14 protein-coding genes, 1 other RNA gene and 1 pseudogene are annotated in these 16,952 nt (G+C 35.5%); 8 read left to right on the top strand and 8 right to left on the bottom strand.

Going from position 1 to position 16,952, the window contains the following annotated elements:
- Nucleotides 1-13 precede the first annotated feature (13 nt).
- The 5 genes from BAR153v2_RS01390 to BAR153v2_RS01370 form a co-directional block, all read right to left on the bottom strand.
- Nucleotides 14-1,504, bottom strand: coding sequence for a Do family serine endopeptidase (locus BAR153v2_RS01390; RefSeq protein ID WP_078680917.1), 1,491 nt, complete (start codon nucleotides 1,502-1,504; stop codon nucleotides 14-16).
- A 130-nt stretch (nucleotides 1,505-1,634) separates the two neighbouring features.
- Entirely contained in the window at nucleotides 1,635-2,558 is a 924-nt protein-coding gene (hflC, locus tag BAR153v2_RS01385; RefSeq protein WP_078679990.1) for a protease modulator HflC, read from the bottom strand.
- Between the two features lie 2 nt (nucleotides 2,559-2,560).
- Nucleotides 2,561-3,691, bottom strand: a complete 1,131-nt coding sequence (gene hflK / locus BAR153v2_RS01380; protein WP_078679989.1) for an FtsH protease activity modulator HflK — start codon at nucleotides 3,689-3,691, stop codon at nucleotides 2,561-2,563.
- Between the two features lie 133 nt (nucleotides 3,692-3,824).
- Nucleotides 3,825-4,334: a dihydrofolate reductase gene (locus BAR153v2_RS01375; RefSeq protein ID WP_078679988.1), complete on the bottom strand. Its 510-nt coding sequence runs from the start codon at nucleotides 4,332-4,334 to the stop codon at nucleotides 3,825-3,827.
- Nucleotides 4,331-5,125 (bottom strand): thymidylate synthase, encoded by a 795-nt coding sequence (locus tag BAR153v2_RS01370; protein ID WP_078679987.1) that lies wholly within the window; start codon nucleotides 5,123-5,125, stop codon nucleotides 4,331-4,333. Before BAR153v2_RS01370 ends, BAR153v2_RS01375 begins: the two co-directional genes overlap by 4 nt.
- Nucleotides 5,126-5,306: 181 nt before the next feature.
- Here BAR153v2_RS01370 and BAR153v2_RS01365 point away from each other — a divergent pair, with 181 nt between their 5' ends.
- Nucleotides 5,307-6,614, top strand: a complete 1,308-nt coding sequence (locus BAR153v2_RS01365; protein ID WP_078679986.1) for an MFS family transporter — start codon at nucleotides 5,307-5,309, stop codon at nucleotides 6,612-6,614.
- Nucleotides 6,615-6,693: 79 nt separating this feature from the next.
- On the opposite strand, the pseudogene BAR153v2_RS01360 reads toward BAR153v2_RS01365, so the two are convergent.
- Nucleotides 6,694-6,996: pseudogene (locus BAR153v2_RS01360) on the bottom strand (DUF2853 family protein).
- A 94-nt stretch (nucleotides 6,997-7,090) separates the two neighbouring features.
- On the opposite strand from BAR153v2_RS01360, the gene ssrA reads away from it, so the two are divergent.
- The 4 genes from ssrA (at nucleotide 7,091) to BAR153v2_RS01340 (ending at nucleotide 11,156) form a co-directional block, all read left to right on the top strand.
- Nucleotides 7,091-7,450: a transfer-messenger RNA gene (gene ssrA / locus BAR153v2_RS01355) on the top strand.
- Between the two features lie 166 nt (nucleotides 7,451-7,616).
- Nucleotides 7,617-8,162 (top strand): SspB family protein, encoded by a 546-nt coding sequence (locus BAR153v2_RS01350; protein WP_078679985.1) that lies wholly within the window; start codon nucleotides 7,617-7,619, stop codon nucleotides 8,160-8,162.
- 12 nt (nucleotides 8,163-8,174) lie between these two features.
- Nucleotides 8,175-8,357 (top strand): DUF4169 family protein, encoded by a 183-nt coding sequence (locus BAR153v2_RS01345; RefSeq protein WP_078679984.1) that lies wholly within the window; start codon nucleotides 8,175-8,177, stop codon nucleotides 8,355-8,357.
- 453 nt (nucleotides 8,358-8,810) lie between these two features.
- A complete protein-coding gene (locus BAR153v2_RS01340) occupies nucleotides 8,811-11,156 on the top strand; it encodes an ATP-dependent helicase (protein WP_143245201.1) in 2,346 nt (781 codons plus the stop codon).
- Between the two features lie 419 nt (nucleotides 11,157-11,575).
- On the opposite strand, the gene BAR153v2_RS01335 is transcribed toward BAR153v2_RS01340, so the two are convergent.
- Both BAR153v2_RS01335 and BAR153v2_RS07365 read right to left on the bottom strand, forming a co-directional pair.
- Nucleotides 11,576-12,049: a hypothetical protein gene (locus BAR153v2_RS01335; RefSeq protein ID WP_078679983.1), complete on the bottom strand. Its 474-nt coding sequence runs from the start codon at nucleotides 12,047-12,049 to the stop codon at nucleotides 11,576-11,578.
- Between the two features lie 122 nt (nucleotides 12,050-12,171).
- Nucleotides 12,172-13,026 carry a hypothetical protein gene (locus BAR153v2_RS07365; RefSeq protein WP_198934312.1) on the bottom strand — a complete coding sequence of 285 codons (855 nt, stop codon included), beginning with the start codon at nucleotides 13,024-13,026 and terminating at the stop codon, nucleotides 12,172-12,174.
- Nucleotides 13,027-13,492: 466 nt separating this feature from the next.
- Between BAR153v2_RS07365 and BAR153v2_RS01325 the strand changes: the two genes are divergently transcribed.
- The 3 genes from BAR153v2_RS01325 to BAR153v2_RS01315 are packed head-to-tail and all read left to right on the top strand — an operon-like array spanning nucleotide 13,493 to nucleotide 16,806.
- The gene (locus BAR153v2_RS01325; protein WP_078679982.1) at nucleotides 13,493-14,092 is read left to right on the top strand and encodes an SCO family protein; all 600 of its coding nucleotides are present in this window, start codon (nucleotides 13,493-13,495) and stop codon (nucleotides 14,090-14,092) included.
- Nucleotide 14,093: 1 nt separating this feature from the next.
- Nucleotides 14,094-14,963, top strand: a complete 870-nt coding sequence (locus BAR153v2_RS01320) for a 50S ribosomal protein L11 methyltransferase (RefSeq protein ID WP_078679981.1) — start codon at nucleotides 14,094-14,096, stop codon at nucleotides 14,961-14,963.
- Between the two features lie 16 nt (nucleotides 14,964-14,979).
- Nucleotides 14,980-16,806 (top strand): aminopeptidase P family protein, encoded by a 1,827-nt coding sequence (locus tag BAR153v2_RS01315; RefSeq protein WP_078679980.1) that lies wholly within the window; start codon nucleotides 14,980-14,982, stop codon nucleotides 16,804-16,806.
- Nucleotides 16,807-16,952: the final 146 nt, after the last annotated feature.

Here is a 16,952-nt window from a genome sequence, read left to right as displayed (position 1 = left end):
GAATATTAAAACATTAACCCATTTGAATTAATACAACCCGCAATTCTCCATCCGGACGAGCAACAACAAATAAAGCATTTTTACGCCCAGCTTCACGTAATTTACGCAAACGTTTTTTAGCATCTTCAATTGTTGTGATCATGCTTTGATTAATATCAACAATCACTTCACCAACGCGAAGACGTTTTTTATCAGCTACACTATTTTGTGCAACAGATGTTATAATCAACCCATTAAGCTTCTCTGCGATCGAGTAACGTTGACGCAAATCAGCTGTCAGTTCCGATAACGTCATTCCCATAAATTGCATTTCCATCTTTTTAGGTACAGTATTATTTTCTTTATCACCAGACTTTTCTATTATATTTTCATCCAAATCTGTTTCCACCAAACGACCAAGCTTAACTTTCACTGTTTTCTCTTGCCCATCACGCAAAACTATAACATTGACTACTTGCCCTTCTAAACCTTCTGCTATTAAACGCGGTAAATCATGTATATTTTTAATTTTGGTCTTTCCAAAGCAAAGAATAATATCACCAACATGTAGTTCACTATTATCAACCCCCGCATTTTCCATTTTACCTGCAACTAATGCTCCAACAGTCTTATCGAGTTTTAAATTTTTCGCAATATCATCTGTAACTGGTTGAATTCGGATAGCTAACCAACCACGCTTTACTTCTCCAAAATTACGTAACTGATTAATAACAGAAAGAGCCATATCAGAGGGTATAGCAAAACCAATACCTATCGATCCACCAGAAGGAGAAACAATTGCTGTATTAATCCCAATCACCTCACCATTTCTATCAAATAACGGACCTCCAGAATTACCTCGATTAATAGCTGCATCTGTTTGAATAAAATTATCGTAAGGACCAGCATTAAGGTCACGATTACGTGCAGAAATAATTCCAACCGTTACACTACTACCAAAACCAAAAGGATTTCCTATAGCCATAACCCAATCGCCAATACGTGCGTTTTCTGATCTACCAAAACGTACAGCCTTTAATTTTTTTCCTTTTGGCTCAACTTGAAGCAAAGCTAAATCTGTTTTGCTATCTTTCCCAAGCAGTTTTGCCTTTAACTTTGTGCCATCAGCAAAATTAACTTCAATATAATCAGCATCAACGATAACATGATAATTTGTAACAATAAGGCCTTTTTGTGCATCAATTACAAAACCCGATCCTAAAGAACGCATTTTTTGAAATTGGCTACCTTTCTTATCATCTCCAGATGTAAAAAAATCATCAAAATATTCTTGCAATAATGAATCTTTTGGAATGATTGGCAAAGAGGTATCTTCATCCTGCTCAGTCCCATCAATTGTTTGCGTTGTAGAAATATTCACCACAGTATCTAAAAGCGTTGTAACTAAATCAGGCACTGATAATGGTCCATCTCGTTGCAAAACCATATTAGACCAACTTATTGATCCCGATAGAAACATAACTATAGAAATAGTAGCTACCGTAGTAAAACGCTTGAGAAACATATTTTTACCTATAATACACATTTATATGAAACTAGCACGCCCTCTACAATATCATAGCACTTTCATCATCAAAGAAAGAATTCATAGATTGAATTTTTCATGAAATAACATGATCTTACGATGACTTTACCTATTTATCAATCACCATCTTATTATCCAATGCCTCTACAGGCGCAAATATTTTATTTGCTTGTGGCGGATTACGGAAATAAAAAAAGAAGTCTTCTTGTGGAGAAATCACCATCGAAGTATTCTCTAAATTCTTGTACTGTTCCATCGCTAACCAAAAATCGTAAAATGGCGGATTAATTCTCCGTGCATTCAATAAAAGACGAATACTTTCGGCTTGCCCTTCACCACGGGTAATTTCAGCGTCACGTTTCGCTGCTGCTACGATTTCCTCATATCTACGATTAGCTTCTGCAATAATGCGATCCCGTTCTTGCTGACCACGAGCACGAATATCTTCTGCTGCAACCTCACGTTCAGCTGCCATTTGTCGATACACATCCTCTGAAACAGCATCAGTTAAATCAGTTTTGCGAATCCGCACATCAACAATAGTGATACCCAAAGAGCCTGCATCTACAGAAAATTGGCGTTGTACCTCAGCCATCATCGCCCCACGTTCATCGGATAAAGCCGCTCTAAATTCTCGCTTACCATAAACAGCACGCAAAGCATCAATAAAACGGGGTGCAAGATTTTCGCGCGCAGCAATCTGCGGACGACCAGATGCAATGCGCTGTAAAAATAGTTTCGGATTCGTAATACGGTAAATAAAAAATGCATCCACTTCATAATATGCACCACCACGAACCTGAACAGACTGTGTAGGTAAGTCATAACGCAATAACCGATTATCAATAATAACAGTATGATCAAAAAAAGGCACTTTAAAATAAATACCTGGCTTAGGCTCTACATTAACAATTTGTCCAAAGCGCTTAATCGCTATCTGTTGACGAGGATAAACAATAAAAACAGACATCCATAAGGTTACAAAAACAAATATGACAGTCCCTAAAATAAAAAAGAAACGAGATTGCTGCATAATTAGTATCCCTTAGAAAGGTCAGGATCCGATAGTATTACGGAATGCTTTGATTTTGTTATTGCTTTATTTGATGAAATGCCTAGCAATTCATTTAAAGGTAAATAAGATACCGTTGGAGAAGCTGTTTGATCCAAGACTACCTTTCTTGGAGAAGAAAGAATACGCCCCATCGTCTCCATATAGAGACGATAGCGAGCAGCCTCTGGTGCAATCGCAGCTTCACGCGCTATAGCTTGAAAACGTTCAGAACGTCCTATTGCTTCTTCAATCATCTGCGCTTTTTCACCTTTTGCGACTTCTCGTGTGCGTGAAGCCTCACCATTTGCTAAACCCATCTTAGTAAAATGCACACGATTACCCTCTTCAATCATTCGCCCCCGCTCCTGCTCCGCCTGTTGAACAGAATTAAACGCCGCAGCAACTTTAGTAGGAGGAGCAGCTTCACTGATTGACACACGATTTATTTCAACACCAAGTTGATATTTATCTGAAGTCAATTGGATAATTTTTTTGACATCATCAGCAACTTCTTCTTTCTTATCGCGTAAAACATCATCAACTGGCCGTGAACCAATCACCTCACGCATTGCACTTTCAGCAACTTGACGAACCGTACCTTCTTGGTCATTCACATTAAACAAAAACTGGCTGGGACTTGAAATTCGATAATACACAGAAAAATTAACATTAACAATATTTTGATCACTCGAAAGCATCAAACCTTCACCTTGTTGCAATTGACCAGATTGGCCACCAATAGCAATGGTTTTTTCTGTCAAAGGTACTTTCATATAAGTTTCAATTGGCCAAAAATGAAAATGTAGGCCATCACTGATAATCCCTTCTTTAGGAACGCCAAAACGCAACTCCACAGCTTGTTCATTTTGTTGAACGATATAAATAGATTGAAAACACCAAAAACAGAAAGCAAGAAAAAACAATATAATAAAAACACCACCGCCACCAAACTGCTTAAGCTGATCCTGCCCTTTACGAAAAATATCATCAATATTAGGACCATTACTACCACCAGAACCGAAAGGTTTTTTAGGCGATAGTTTTTTATCCCCATCGGATTTATTTCTATCGCCACTCCACGGGCCACTACCGTTTTGATTTGTCCAGGGCATTATTACCTCATTTAAATTAATATTTTTAATCAAATTTTAAAAATTTACAAAACTTGATCTTTGATTTCAGTTTAAAGTGCTTATTATTTTTTTTTACAATGTAAACAATAAATACTTTCAATATCTCAAATGATCATTTCCGCTCATAAATCATAAAACGCGTCGGATAATCATCTTTATCACCTTCTGGAATATATTGTGTTTTAATAATAGTCCACTTTTCTTTATCAAAAACAGGAAAAAAACTATCGCCCTCAATAAAAGCTAGGATCTCAGTGAAAAATATTTTATCAGCTATCTGTAACCCTTGTTGAAAAATTTCACCACCACCAATAATAAAAACTGCATCTGCACCACTCTGGAAGGCCACCTGTTTTGCAATATGATGAGCCTGAGATAAAGAATGAACAACAACGGCACCTTCAGAGGCTAACGTAGGATTGCGAGTAATGACAATATTCGTGCGGTCCGGTAAAGGACGTCCAAGAGAATCCCAAGTTTTCCGTCCCATAATAATAGGCTTATTTAAAGTTAAAGCTTTAAAACGTTGCAAATCTGTTGATAAATGCCAAGGCATTACACCCGCACAACCTATAACATTATTTTGTGAAACAGCTGCAATCAAACAAACTGGAAGAGTCATACTGCCACCGGTGCTTTGATATGTGGAAAAGCTTCATAATTAAGTAACTCAAAGTCCTTAAATGTAAAAGAGAAAAGATTTTTTACTTCTGGATTGATAAGCATTGATGGTAACGCTTTCGGTGTACGAGATAATTGCTGTTCTGCCTGTTCAAAATGATTCAAATAAAGATGAGCATCACCAAGAGTATGAATAAAATCTCCTACTTGTAAATGGGTTATTTGAGCAATCATCATTGTCAATAATGCATAAGAAGCAATATTAAATGGAACACCCAAAAAGACATCTGCTGAACGCTGATACAGTTGACAAGATAATTTACCAGCAGCAACATAAAATTGAAACAAACAATGACAAGGAGGTAAAGCCATTTCTTCTATCGCTGCAGGATTCCATGCTGATACAATTAAACGACGTGAATCAGGATTCTGTTTAATCATAGCTAAAAGATTTTTTATTTGATCAATATTACGCCCATCCGGTGTAGGCCAAGAGCGCCACTGATAACCGTAAATAGGCCCAAGATCCCCCTTTTTGTCAGCCCATTCATCCCAAATGGATACACCATGCTCTTTTAACCATGCAATATTTGTATCACCTTTAAGAAACCATAAAAGCTCGTAGATAATTGAACGCAAATGCAGTTTTTTTGTTGTTAATAGTGGAAATCCATCCTGTAAATTAAATCGCATTTGATATCCAAAAACCGATCTTGTCCCAACACCGGTTCGATCCAAGCGATCAATACCGTTGTTTAAAACATGGAACAAGAGATCAAGATATGCTTTCATATTAATGTTTATGCCCGATTCTGCCTACTACATAAAATAGAAACTTTAAAATTCACAAAAATGCAATGTAATAAGCATCAAAATGATTTACTTACAAGAAATTACCATTATACGATTGAATTTTGATGATTCAAATTGTAAGAAGCAAACTGTAAGCAACTTAAAAAGAGGGACGATCTCCATGGAGAATGAAGGAACTTTAGTACTACATGATACAAAAAAACGTATTCGGTCTATCATATTTAGTGCCTCAGGTAATTTAGTAGAGTGGTATGACTTTTATGTTTATTCATTTGCTTCAATTTATTTTGCATCGCAATTTTTCCCTTCGGACGGCAACACTATACTCCAGCTTTTTAAAGCTGCTGTAGTTTTTTCTATTGGCTTTCTTATGCGTCCGATCGGTGGATGGCTCTTTGGCTTCATTGCTGATCGTTATGGACGCAAACGTTCAATGCTTATTTCTGTTTTTATGATGTGTGGCGGTTCATTCCTAATTGCCATACTTCCTACTTATGAAACTATTGGAACTTTAGCAGCAGTTTTTTTGCTTTTACTCCGAATGCTTCAAGGACTTTCTGTTGGCGGTGAGTATGGAACAACAGCGACTTATATGAGCGAAATTGCTATTAAAAACAAACGAGGATTTTTTAGCTCTTTTCAATATACTACACTGATTGGTGGTCAACTTCTTGCCAGCCTTGTTATATTTATTTTAGCGCTTTATCTCACAGAGGAACAACTAAAAGCATGGGGTTGGCGTATCCCATTTGCTATTGGTGGATTAGGAGCCATTGTCGCGATTTATCTACGTCGTTCACTTCATGAAACAACCACTAAAGAGAGCCGCTCTAAAGGACAAGCTGGTAGTATTAGAGAACTTTGGCGTAACCATCGAAAAGCCTTTTTTCTAGTGATTGGTTTTACAGCTGGAGGATCATTAACATTTTATACCTATACAACTTATATGCAAAAATATCTCATTACAACTACTGGATTTGATAAGCATACAGCTACAACTATAATGACTGCTGCACTTTTTGTTTTTATGTTAGTGCAACCAGCATTTGGTACTTTAGCTGACAAAATTGGAACAAGAACTTCACTTCTTATTTGGAGTGTATTATCTGTGATATTCACAATTCCTGGGCTTCAAATGATTGGTAATACTAACAATTCATGGGTTGCGTTATTAATCCTTATTGGAATGTTATGTATTATCAGTTTTTATACATCCATTTCTGGTATCGTTAAAGCAGAAATGTTTCCATCTTCAATACGAGCAATGGGTGTTGGTTTATCTTATGCTGTCGCCAACGCATTATTTGGTGGCTCCGCTGAATCTGTAGCACTTTTATTAAAAGATATTGGATATGAATTTATTTTTTATCTTTATATAACTGGCATGATGATTATTGCATTCATCGCAGTTCTTTTAATGCCTGATGCCAGAAAAAGTGGATACCTCCAAGGTGATGATATTCACTAAATATTTTCATAGTAAACAAAAAAGTCTAAAGAAATTTAGACTTTTTTGAAATTATAATATAAGATTTAGTTTTAAGTATTCAAATTTTATCAAGTGCATTAACCTGCTTGGCAATCAGATAAGAAAAAGTCACACGATTTTTTTTTGCGATCTCCCGACATCATTTCAGCAACTTTTGAAACAGCTTTTTTGCGTTTTCCTTATCAACATCCAATACACTTTGGCCCCATTTTTCAACACGCTCTAACTCTTTTTGGTCCGATGTGGAAACTAGCGGTGCATCTTGATGCTTCATTACCAAAGTTAAACGACATCTAAGTCGTTCTATTACAGCTTCATCAAGATTTACATCATACAATTTAATATCTTCTAGATCATACATCACATTTTGCAGTTCTTCTAACAATCAATAACTATACACAACCACATCATATCTCTATCTCAATAATTAGAGGATTTAAAATATTAACAATCTCCCCCTTTTCTTAAAACTGTTATTCGTTTATATTTAAAAGGCTGTCTTTTCAGCTATGGTAATAAATGGACAATGAAATAAGCCAATTGGACCCGGGGGCGGTACCCGGCGCCTCCACCAAAACATAATCAAACAAAGATTATATTTTTATGGGGGCGAAACAGGATCGACAAGGGTGTAAAGATTGCTCTTTTACTCGGCATTGTACCACCGTTATCGGACTAAATGAGTAGTTGCAAATGACAACTATGCGGAAGCACGTCTCGTTGCTGCTTAAGCAATGCGAAAGCTTCAAACTAAGTCTTAAACCGTCGCAGGTCTAAGCGGGGTTCGAAGGCACCTGGCAACAGAAGCCTTCACTTTTATGACTATATATTTTGACCTGCCAGACGATATTTGAAATAAATTCATGTTTTTCTTGATTAAGAAGGTGCGCAGTAAATAAAATGTTGCTAGCTTTTAAAAACATGTTATTGCACTGTATTATTCATATTTAATCACTGCATATTTAAGAGGAATAAACTTCGATGGTTCAAGATCAGATCCGTTATGACATTCTCGTTCAGGATGCACTTCGCGGTGTCATCCGAAAAGTTTTATTGGAAGTAGCCAAAGCAGGTCTTCCAGGTAATCATCATTTTTTTATCACTTTCTTAACAAACGCACCAGGAATAAAAATTTCTCCTCGGCTTCAAAAGCGCTACCCTGATCAAATGACCATCGTATTACAACACCAATTTAGAGATCTAAGTGTATCAGAAACTGCTTTTGAAGTAACACTTTCCTTTGGAGAAATTACTGAAAAACTGGTTATCCCTTTTAATTCTATCCAAGTTTTTTATGACCCTATAGCAGCTTTTGAAACAGCATTTGATCTTCCCTCTAACCTCACTTCAGGAGAGAGTAAAAATCTAGAAAATGCTTCATGTGCTCCTGTTATTCCTTCAGATAAACAAAAAAAGGAAAATATATCTACAAAAATATCAACTCTCAAAACGGAAAAAGAATCATCAAACAATGATTCTAAGCAGAGTGCTAATATTGTTTCTTTGGACTCCTTCCGAAAAAAATAAATGAATTACTCTATGGTTGTACTAATTAATCTTCGTCAATTTCGAAAACAGAAAAAACGTATAGAACGAGCCATTCATGCAGAGGAAAATCGCTATCGTTTTGGACGGACCAAACTTGAAAAACTTTTTGATAAAAAAGAAACTCTAAAAGCCAAAAAATTTCTTGATCAAAATCGTCTCTCTAGCGATGAATGAAAACAGATAAGAATGATATTATTCATTAATCAAAAGCTCTTTTCTCCAAGAAATCTTTTTTGATTTCATCGCAAAATATGATTTTTCTATAATTTCAATGTAAGCTTATTTTGAGAAATAGCCCTATTCGCTTTTACATTCCAACTTTTATGCATCCATTATAATTGAGAATAAAAGTAAGCTTGCAACTTTATTACATATATGTAGCTTTGATAGTCGCTTATTTCATACACTGCATCTTTACCTTCTCTTGTAATCTCTATACTTTATGTATCGTGTTTTTAAGCAAATAATTTTTATCTAGCGTTCAAATCAAAAAAATACTAGATAAAGTTATAATGAGTGATTTTTTCGATCATATAACGTCTCTTAAAAATGGCGTGTCTTCTTATAAACCTGAAAATAAGTCTAGGTTAGTTACGCATACTTTAGCAGAAAGCGAAAACACGCAATATGAGCCTGAATGAGCCTAACTATTTAGAAAAATTGAATCCAGAACAAAAACAAGCTGTCATAAATACAGAAGGACCCATTTTAGTTCTTGCAGGTGCTGGCACTGGAAAAACTCGCGTTCTTACTACTCGTATTTCTCACATTTTGCATCTCGGACTTGCACATCCTAAACAAATATTAGCTGTTACTTTTACCAATAAAGCTGCACATGAAATGAAAATACGTATTGGTGAGCTTGTTGGTAAAACTGTTAACGATATGCCTTGGCTTGGAACATTTCATTCTACTGGAGCAAAGATTCTACGTCGTCATGCAGAACTTGTTGATTTAAAAAGCAATTTTACCATTCTTGATCGTGACGATGTTACCCGTCTTTTAAAACAGCTCATTCAAGCTGAAGGATTAGATGATAAACGTTGGCCAGCACGTAATTTAGCAGCAATGATTGATTCTTGGAAAAACCAAGGACTTTTGCCGAATCATATCTCAGAGGGCGATGCTCATTCCTTTGGCAATGGAATAGGACGAGAACTTTATCGTAGTTATCAGGATCGACTAAAAAATCTTAATGCTTGTGATTTTGGCGATCTTTTGTTGCACTCTATTTCCATCTTTCAAAATAACCCAGATATTCTTCGCGAATATCATAATAAATTTCGCTATATTCTTGTAGATGAATATCAAGATACAAATACAGCACAATATCTCTGGCTCCGTCTTTTGGCTCAACGCCATGAAAAGCAAATTAACCTTTGTTGTGTAGGGGATGATGATCAATCTATTTACGGGTGGCGTGGTGCAAAAGTCGATAATATATTACGCTTTGAAAAAGATTTCTTTCCTGCAAAAATCATCCGTTTAGAACGGAATTATCGCTCTACATCACATATTTTAAAAACTGCTTCTCATTTAATTTCTCATAATCGAGATAGGCTTGGAAAAACGCTTTTTTCTGATCAGATAAATAGCGATGATGAAAAAGTAAAAATTCATGCTGCATGGGATTCTGCAGAAGAAGCTCGTGCTATTGGACAAGAAATTGAACAAGCACAACGGGCTGGTCATTCATTAAATCATATAGCTATATTGGTGCGAGCATCATTCCAAATGCGTGAATTTGAAGATCGCTTTGTCACACTTGGTCTCAATTATCGCGTTATTGGTGGTCCGCGCTTTTATGAACGAAGAGAAATACGTGATGCCTTGGCTTACTTACGTGTCGTTGTTCAACCAGCTGATGATCTAGCCTTTGAACGTATTATCAATATACCCAAACGCGGCCTAGGAGATGCAACACTTCATCATCTTTATAATAGCGCGCGTGCACGCTCTATTCCCCTCTTTGTTGCTGCAGCTGAAATAATTGCAACTGATGAGCTAAAACCTAAAATACGCAATGCTTTGCGAGATGTTGTAGAAAATTTCTACCGCTGGCAAAACATGTTACAACACACACCACATACAGAGCTTGCTGAAATAATCCTTGATGATTCAGGCTATACAGCAATGTGGCAAGAAGATCGTTCATCAGAAGCACCAATACGACTAGAAAATCTTAAAGAAATGATCCGTTCTATGGAACAATTTGAAAGTCTTCTCAGTTTTTTAGAGCATGTTTCACTAGTAATGGATTCTGAAAGCAATGAAAAAATGAATGCAGTTAATATCATGACTCTTCATTCTGCTAAAGGCCTTGAATTTGAAACTGTCTTTCTTCCTGGTTGGGAAGAAGGCCTCTTTCCTCATCAACGCTCATTAGATGAAGGTGGCCGTTCAGGATTAGAAGAAGAACGACGTCTTGCTTATGTAGGAATAACAAGAGCAAAAAAATACTTGCATATATGGTGTGTGTCCAATCGGCGAATTCATGGACTTTGGCAATCTACAATCCCTTCTCGTTTTCTCAATGAATTACCAGAAGAGCATATAAAAGTAACAGAAATTGAAACATCTTATGGTAGTTATAGCCAAGCATGCTTCAAAAATCAAAGTTCTTTTTATAATAATTATTCAACACCAAAATGGCAACGCGCTCAAAAAAATCAAACAGAAACAACACGCGATAATTGGAGGAAACAACCTATCGCTCATGTTGAACGAATTTGCCACGGTGATATCGATTTAAACCTTGGAATTACCCGACACCGCCAACAAAAAAATATTGAAGGAAATATCGTTGCAAAATCAGTCTCTGATAAATCCTCAGCTTTTTCTATAAATGATCGGATTTTTCATATAAAATTTGGTTATGGTCAAATTAAAGCAATAGATGGCAATAAATTAACTATCTTCTTCGATAAAGCCGGAGAAAAACGCGTTATTGATAATTTTGTAACAAAAGTTTAGTGTAATCTACTACAAGTTATCTTTCCAAATAGAAGCTTAACCTTCAAATCATTTAATCGTATTGCAGTTATAAGTTGTTGATTTATAAAGATAGCCTATCATTTTTTATGTTGATCAGAACAGAAAGATATTACATGCTCTTTGCTCATACCCATTGCTTAAATTGCAAATTAAGTAAAACAAAAAAATCTTTGTTTTCTCTTAAATAATTTCGGATGAAAATCACTGCTCAATCAGAGATAATATCCGTTCTTTTTTAAGAAGAAATTTTTGACTCAATTTCTCACTAATTTTTGGCATAAAAAAATCCGAAAAACCCCCTTACGCTTTGTAAAACTCTAGCACCTCATTTGTAAAGCGAAAAGCGCCTTAAATCATAACATTATTGCAAACTGTAGCTTTTAGCAGCTTTAATATTATCACAACCTCAGAAAGCTCCTTTTAAACTCAGTTTTACGAATTCTGATATCGCTACAAATTTTCCTTTCGTTAATTTGATCGTTATTAAAAATATCCATTTTATCTAGAATCTCAATATTACCAGATATTTCAACGTTCCCGTGAACTCGGGCTTCATCATAAACTTTGACATTGTCATAAATTTTGGCATTCGCGTAAATCTTAGAATTGCCCGTAATCTGAGCTTTACCATAAACGCATGCATTATCATAAACATTAGTATTACCAAAAATCATCGCATCACCAGAAATCCTAGCATTACCAGAAATCATAGCATTTTCAAAAACTTTAGCATTATCAAAAATCTGAACATGATTATAGATCTTAGCATTACCGAAAACCATAGCATTTCCAAAAACCTTAGTATCTCCATAAACCTTGGCATTACCTCTAACTAAAGCTGTACCGCCAATTACAGCATTATCCCAAATCACAGCATTACCACAAACCTCAGCATCATCACAAACTTCAGCAGTCTTTGTAACACTAGCATAATCAGCAACACAAGCAGAACCATGAATCTTAGCATTGCCATAAACGTAAGCCTTATCACGAACTAAGGCATCATCATAAATCTCAGCATTTCCGAAAATATTAGCATTATCGCAAATCCGAGCTTGACCATAAATTTTAGCACTATGAAAAATCTGACAATGACCACGAACTTCAGCATCCCATAAACCCTTACATCATTACAAACCTCAGCACTCTCTATAACCGCAGCATTACCATAAATCTTAGCATTACCAGAAATTGTAGCATCATCAACTAAAGCATTTTCATAAACTCTGGCACTACCATAAACTCTCGCCCCACCAGAAACCTCAGCATTATCATAAACCCAGGCATTATCATAAACCGAGGCATTATCATAAACCCAGGTATCATCATAAACCCAGGCATCACCATAAACCTTGGCATTACCACAAACCCTGGCATTATCATAAACCGAAGCATTATCATAAACCCTAGCATTACCATAAACCCTGGCATTACCATAAACCCCGGCATTACCATAAATATGAGCCTTGTCGTAAACCCAAGCAAAATCACCAACCCAACAATCGCCTTCATGGGATAGATTAGATTCATCCGCAATAAAACCACCCAGATCACCCGCTTTTACAGATCCAAAATCCCTAAGAGCTATAATGCGATAAAGTTCATAAGAATCGAATTCTAACGTCTCGTCTGTAAGCTCATACTTCCTAAGTTTATCATGATCTTTAGTCTGATCTTTGTCGTATACTCGAGCCTGAGCAGTAGCAATCTGAAGATTGCTTTCATCCGACAAATTCCTGGTATCTTTAATAAAATCATCCGAATTGATACGTTTAGAGAGCTTAAAAGTCTTAGTAAGACCAAGCTCTTTATTGTTCACTATTATGTTTTTATCTATTTTTTTAGACATCAAAAAATTCTTTACTTAATCTCTAAACTCTAAAAAATTTTATTATACACTTTATTTTTTACACAATTCTTATTCAAAGTGTCAAGATGTTCTTTACGTAGTATAAATTTTTCAAAACTAAGTTTTAAAAGACATTACTGGAATTTATGATGATGTTAAAGCTAGAGTAAAAAAGCTTAAAGAAAGAGTAAAATTTTATAAATATTTACTTTATTTATATATAAAATATTTCCTCATAAGTACATGATTTATTATCTATAATAACAAAAAAATTTTCTTAACACATATTCACTTTTTATATAAAAGTATACGAAATGATAGTATGCAATCTTTTATCTAGATAAAATAGCTTTTATAGTATTCTGCATACTCATCAACATACATGCTTTTTATCCAAAACGGTGATTGCAAAATTAAGTTATAAGCATTATAATCCTTGTATACTTGTATATAAGAGAGCTAATCTATGAAAAATGTAATACGCATACTGGGGCTAACAGTTGTATTTCTTGCTAGTGTTTTTATCTATGATGCGTTTAGAAATAAGCCTTTGGGTGAGAATTTTACACTCACTGCTTCTAATGGTAAAATTATCACTGAAGCTGATATCCGAAGCAAACCTGCAGTAATCTTTTTTGGCTATACTATGTGCCCTGATACTTGCCCTACTACGCTTATGGATCTTAGTCGGTGGCTTACAGCGATTGGTTCAGATGCTGACAAACTAGGTGTATGGTTTGTCACTGTTGACCCTGAGCGCGATACACCAGAGGTGCTTCGTGAGTATTTAAGCAATTTTACTGATAAAATTATTGGTATAAGTGGAGATCCTAACGCAGTTCATAAAATGGTTGCTTCTTTTAATATTGTTTCTGAAAAAGTAGTCGGAACAAATGATGATAATTATACCTATAATCATACAGCCGCAATTTTCTTGCTTAAAAAAGGTGGGAAGTTAGCTGGAATTATTCCATATAATGTTGAAGAAAACGAGAATAAATTAAAAGACAATATCGCTATTACACGGCTAAAAAAACTCGTTTCAAATTCCACTAATTTTAAATAGCATGTCACAACAAATTCGTCTGTATTGGACAGCTCCTAAAAATGAGGTAGAAAAATTTTATGCTCTTATGGAAATAGCCTTTGAGGAGGAAGGTTATCCTCTTGCTCTTACAGAAATAGATGACAAAAATGCTATTTATGAAATTTCACTCTATGTTGATCAAAAAAATCAGAAAAGTGCTTCTGAATGCTTTTCACGTATTCTTGCAATAGATCCAAATAAAATTAACATAGAAATCTTACCCAATATCGATTGGGTAAAACAAAGTCTTGCAGAGTTAAAACCGGTATGTGCTGGTCCTTTTTTTCTTCACGGTAGCCATGAACGAAAAAACATTCCACCTAATGTTTTGCCTATTGAAATTGAAGCTAATCAGGCTTTTGGTACAGGTCATCATGGAACAACATTTAGCTGTTTAGAAATGATTACCAAAGTAATACAAGATGAGAACCCGCAAAATGCTCTTGATCTCGGCACAGGTAGTGGAGTATTAGCTATTGGTATCGTGATGCTCAAACCTATTCCTGTGCTTGCAGCTGATATAGATCCAATAGCCGTTCAAGTTGCAAAACATAATATTAGATTTAATGGTGTGACAGAGCATGTTACAGCTGTTACAATTACGGATTTTCGCGATGATAAAGTCGCATCATGCGCTCCCTTTGATCTTATTGTTGCTAATATTCTTGCTAACCCTCTAATCGAGCTTGCACACGATATGGTGAAAGCATTGCAAAAAGGTGGATCTATTATACTATCTGGAATTCTTGAAGAACAGCGCGATGATGTTTTAAAAGCTTATATAAAACAAGGTTTAAAACATATTGAAACATATTTCCGACAAGAATGGGTTACTTTGCATCTGAAATAAAAGAAAAAACGTCTTTATGTACCAATCTTTTGAAACAATAACAAACCCTACTTATGCTGCAAAGCGTGTTGCAGCTCTGCGTAAAAAATTTGATCACTTTGGACTAGATGGCTTTCTAGTTCCGCATACAGATGAACACCAAGGAGAATATGTTCCTAAACATGCTCAACGTCTTAGCTGGCTAACTGGATTTACTGGATCATCTGGTATAGCATTAATTTTAAAAGATAAAGCTATTATATTTACTGACGGACGTTATAAACTTCAGGTTCGTCAGCAAACAGATTCTTGTATCTTTGATTATGAAGATTTAGCAATCTGCTCACCAGCACAATGGCTCGAAAAAAATAGACAAAAACTTTCAATTGGCTTTGATCCGTGGCTTCATACTATTAATGCTACAGCCATATTAAGACAAGCATTAGAATTGAAAATAGGTGGCAAACTTATAGAAAGTCAACCCAATCTTATTGATCTTATTTGGAATGATCAACCTAAATGCCCACAAACCCCTGTATCAATTCATCCTCTCAAATATGCAGGATGCAGCACGAATGAAAAGCTGTCACAAATTCGCAAAAATATAAAGCAATCTGGTGCAAATGCTTTTATTTTTACAGATCCATCTTCTATTGCATGGACATTCAATATACGTGGCAATGATATTTCTAATTCACCCTTTTCCCTTTGTTTTGCCATCATTTCAATTAAAGAAAAACCAAGCTTATTTATTGATAGTAAAAAAATTGGTAGTGAGCAAAGACAATATCTGAAATGTTATGCAAAACTATATAAACCAGAAGAATTTATTTCAAATATCAAAGATCATGTTCAACAAGGTACTGTTTTTGCTTTAGATCCATTTTTAACGTGCGAAAAGTTACGCACCGTTATTGAAAAAACAGGAGGATCTTTTATTACACTAACGGATCCTGTTGTCTTACCACGTGCCATTAAAAATACTACAGAGCTCAATGGCTCACGCAGAGCACATTTATGTGATGGTATAGCACTTACTCGTTTTTTGTCCTGGCTTGATAGACAAATACCAGGTACAATTAATGAAATTTCAGCTGCTAAAAAATTAGAAAAATTTCGGATCATAACTGCACAAGAAATGGGAATAAAACTTGAAGATCTTTCCTTTGATACGATTTCAGCAGCAGGTAAAAATGGTGCAATTATTCATTATCATGTAACCACTAAAACAAATAAACTACTTAATGAAGGTGAGCTTTATCTTGTCGATTCAGGTGGACAATACCGAGATGGTACAACAGATGTCACCCGTACGGTAGCAATTGGCAGTATTGGAGAAGAAGAAAAACGCTGCTTTACCCTTGTCCTCAAAGGCATGATTGCTCTTTCAAGTGCAAAATTTCCTAAAGGTACACGTGGGCAAGATATTGATGTTTTAGCACGCAGTGCTTTATGGAAAGCTGGTTTTGATTATGCACATGGGACTGGCCATGGAGTTGGTTCTTATCTCTCTGTTCACGAAGGACCACAAAATTTTTCACGCTATGGAAACCAAGAGCTTATTCCCGGTATGATTATCTCTAACGAACCTGGGTATTACCGTGAAAAAGCTTTTGGTATTCGTATTGAAAATTTGATGATTGTCAAACAAGCGCAAAAAATTACTAACGGCGATATAGATATGCTATCATTTGAAACACTTACAAAGTGCCCTATTGATCGCCAATTAATTCTGATAAAACTTTTAACAGTAGAAGAAAAACAGTGGCTTAACGATTATCATGCCTGTGTTTATCAAGTTAATGCACCATATCTCGATAAAGAAGATAAAAAATGGCTAAAAAAAGCTACAATGCCTCTTTGAATGTAAATGCACTCTTAAATTAAATATCCCCCAAAAAGCTTAAAGGAAGTTAACTTTCATTCTAGAGATAGAGTACAAAACACAATGAAATACTCTAATTTCTGGAAATCAGAGATAAAGCCCTATCAGCCGATTTTTATAGGTTT

Origin of the sequence: Bartonella sp. AR 15-3 (assembly GCF_002022445.1) — a bacterium.
GTDB lineage: Bacteria > Pseudomonadota > Alphaproteobacteria > Rhizobiales > Rhizobiaceae > Bartonella.
The sequence above is the reverse complement of the archived record's forward strand: the minus strand, read 5'-3'. Positions and strand labels throughout refer to the sequence as shown.

Excerpts from the sequence above, each read along its gene's own strand:
- BAR153v2_RS01390 (WP_078680917.1), bottom strand. The coding sequence starts at position 1,504 with ATGTTTCTCAAGCGTTTTACTACGGTAGCTACTATTTCTATAGTTATG.
- hflC (WP_078679990.1), bottom strand. The coding sequence starts at position 2,558 with ATGCAGCAATCTCGTTTCTTTTTTATTTTAGGGACTGTCATATTTGTT.
- hflK (WP_078679989.1), bottom strand. The coding sequence starts at position 3,691 with ATGCCCTGGACAAATCAAAACGGTAGTGGCCCGTGGAGTGGCGATAGA.
- BAR153v2_RS01375 (WP_078679988.1), bottom strand. The coding sequence starts at position 4,334 with ATGACTCTTCCAGTTTGTTTGATTGCAGCTGTTTCACAAAATAATGTT.
- BAR153v2_RS01370 (WP_078679987.1), bottom strand. The coding sequence starts at position 5,125 with ATGAAAGCATATCTTGATCTCTTGTTCCATGTTTTAAACAACGGTATT.
- BAR153v2_RS01365 (WP_078679986.1), top strand. The coding sequence starts at position 5,307 with ATGGAGAATGAAGGAACTTTAGTACTACATGATACAAAAAAACGTATT.
- BAR153v2_RS01350 (WP_078679985.1), top strand. The coding sequence starts at position 7,617 with ATGGTTCAAGATCAGATCCGTTATGACATTCTCGTTCAGGATGCACTT.
- BAR153v2_RS01345 (WP_078679984.1), top strand. The coding sequence starts at position 8,175 with ATGGTTGTACTAATTAATCTTCGTCAATTTCGAAAACAGAAAAAACGT.
- BAR153v2_RS01340 (WP_143245201.1), top strand. The coding sequence starts at position 8,811 with ATGAGCCTGAATGAGCCTAACTATTTAGAAAAATTGAATCCAGAACAA.
- BAR153v2_RS07365 (WP_198934312.1), bottom strand. The coding sequence starts at position 13,026 with ATGTCTAAAAAAATAGATAAAAACATAATAGTGAACAATAAAGAGCTT.
- BAR153v2_RS01325 (WP_078679982.1), top strand. The coding sequence starts at position 13,493 with ATGAAAAATGTAATACGCATACTGGGGCTAACAGTTGTATTTCTTGCT.
- BAR153v2_RS01320 (WP_078679981.1), top strand. The coding sequence starts at position 14,094 with ATGTCACAACAAATTCGTCTGTATTGGACAGCTCCTAAAAATGAGGTA.
- BAR153v2_RS01315 (WP_078679980.1), top strand. The coding sequence starts at position 14,980 with ATGTACCAATCTTTTGAAACAATAACAAACCCTACTTATGCTGCAAAG.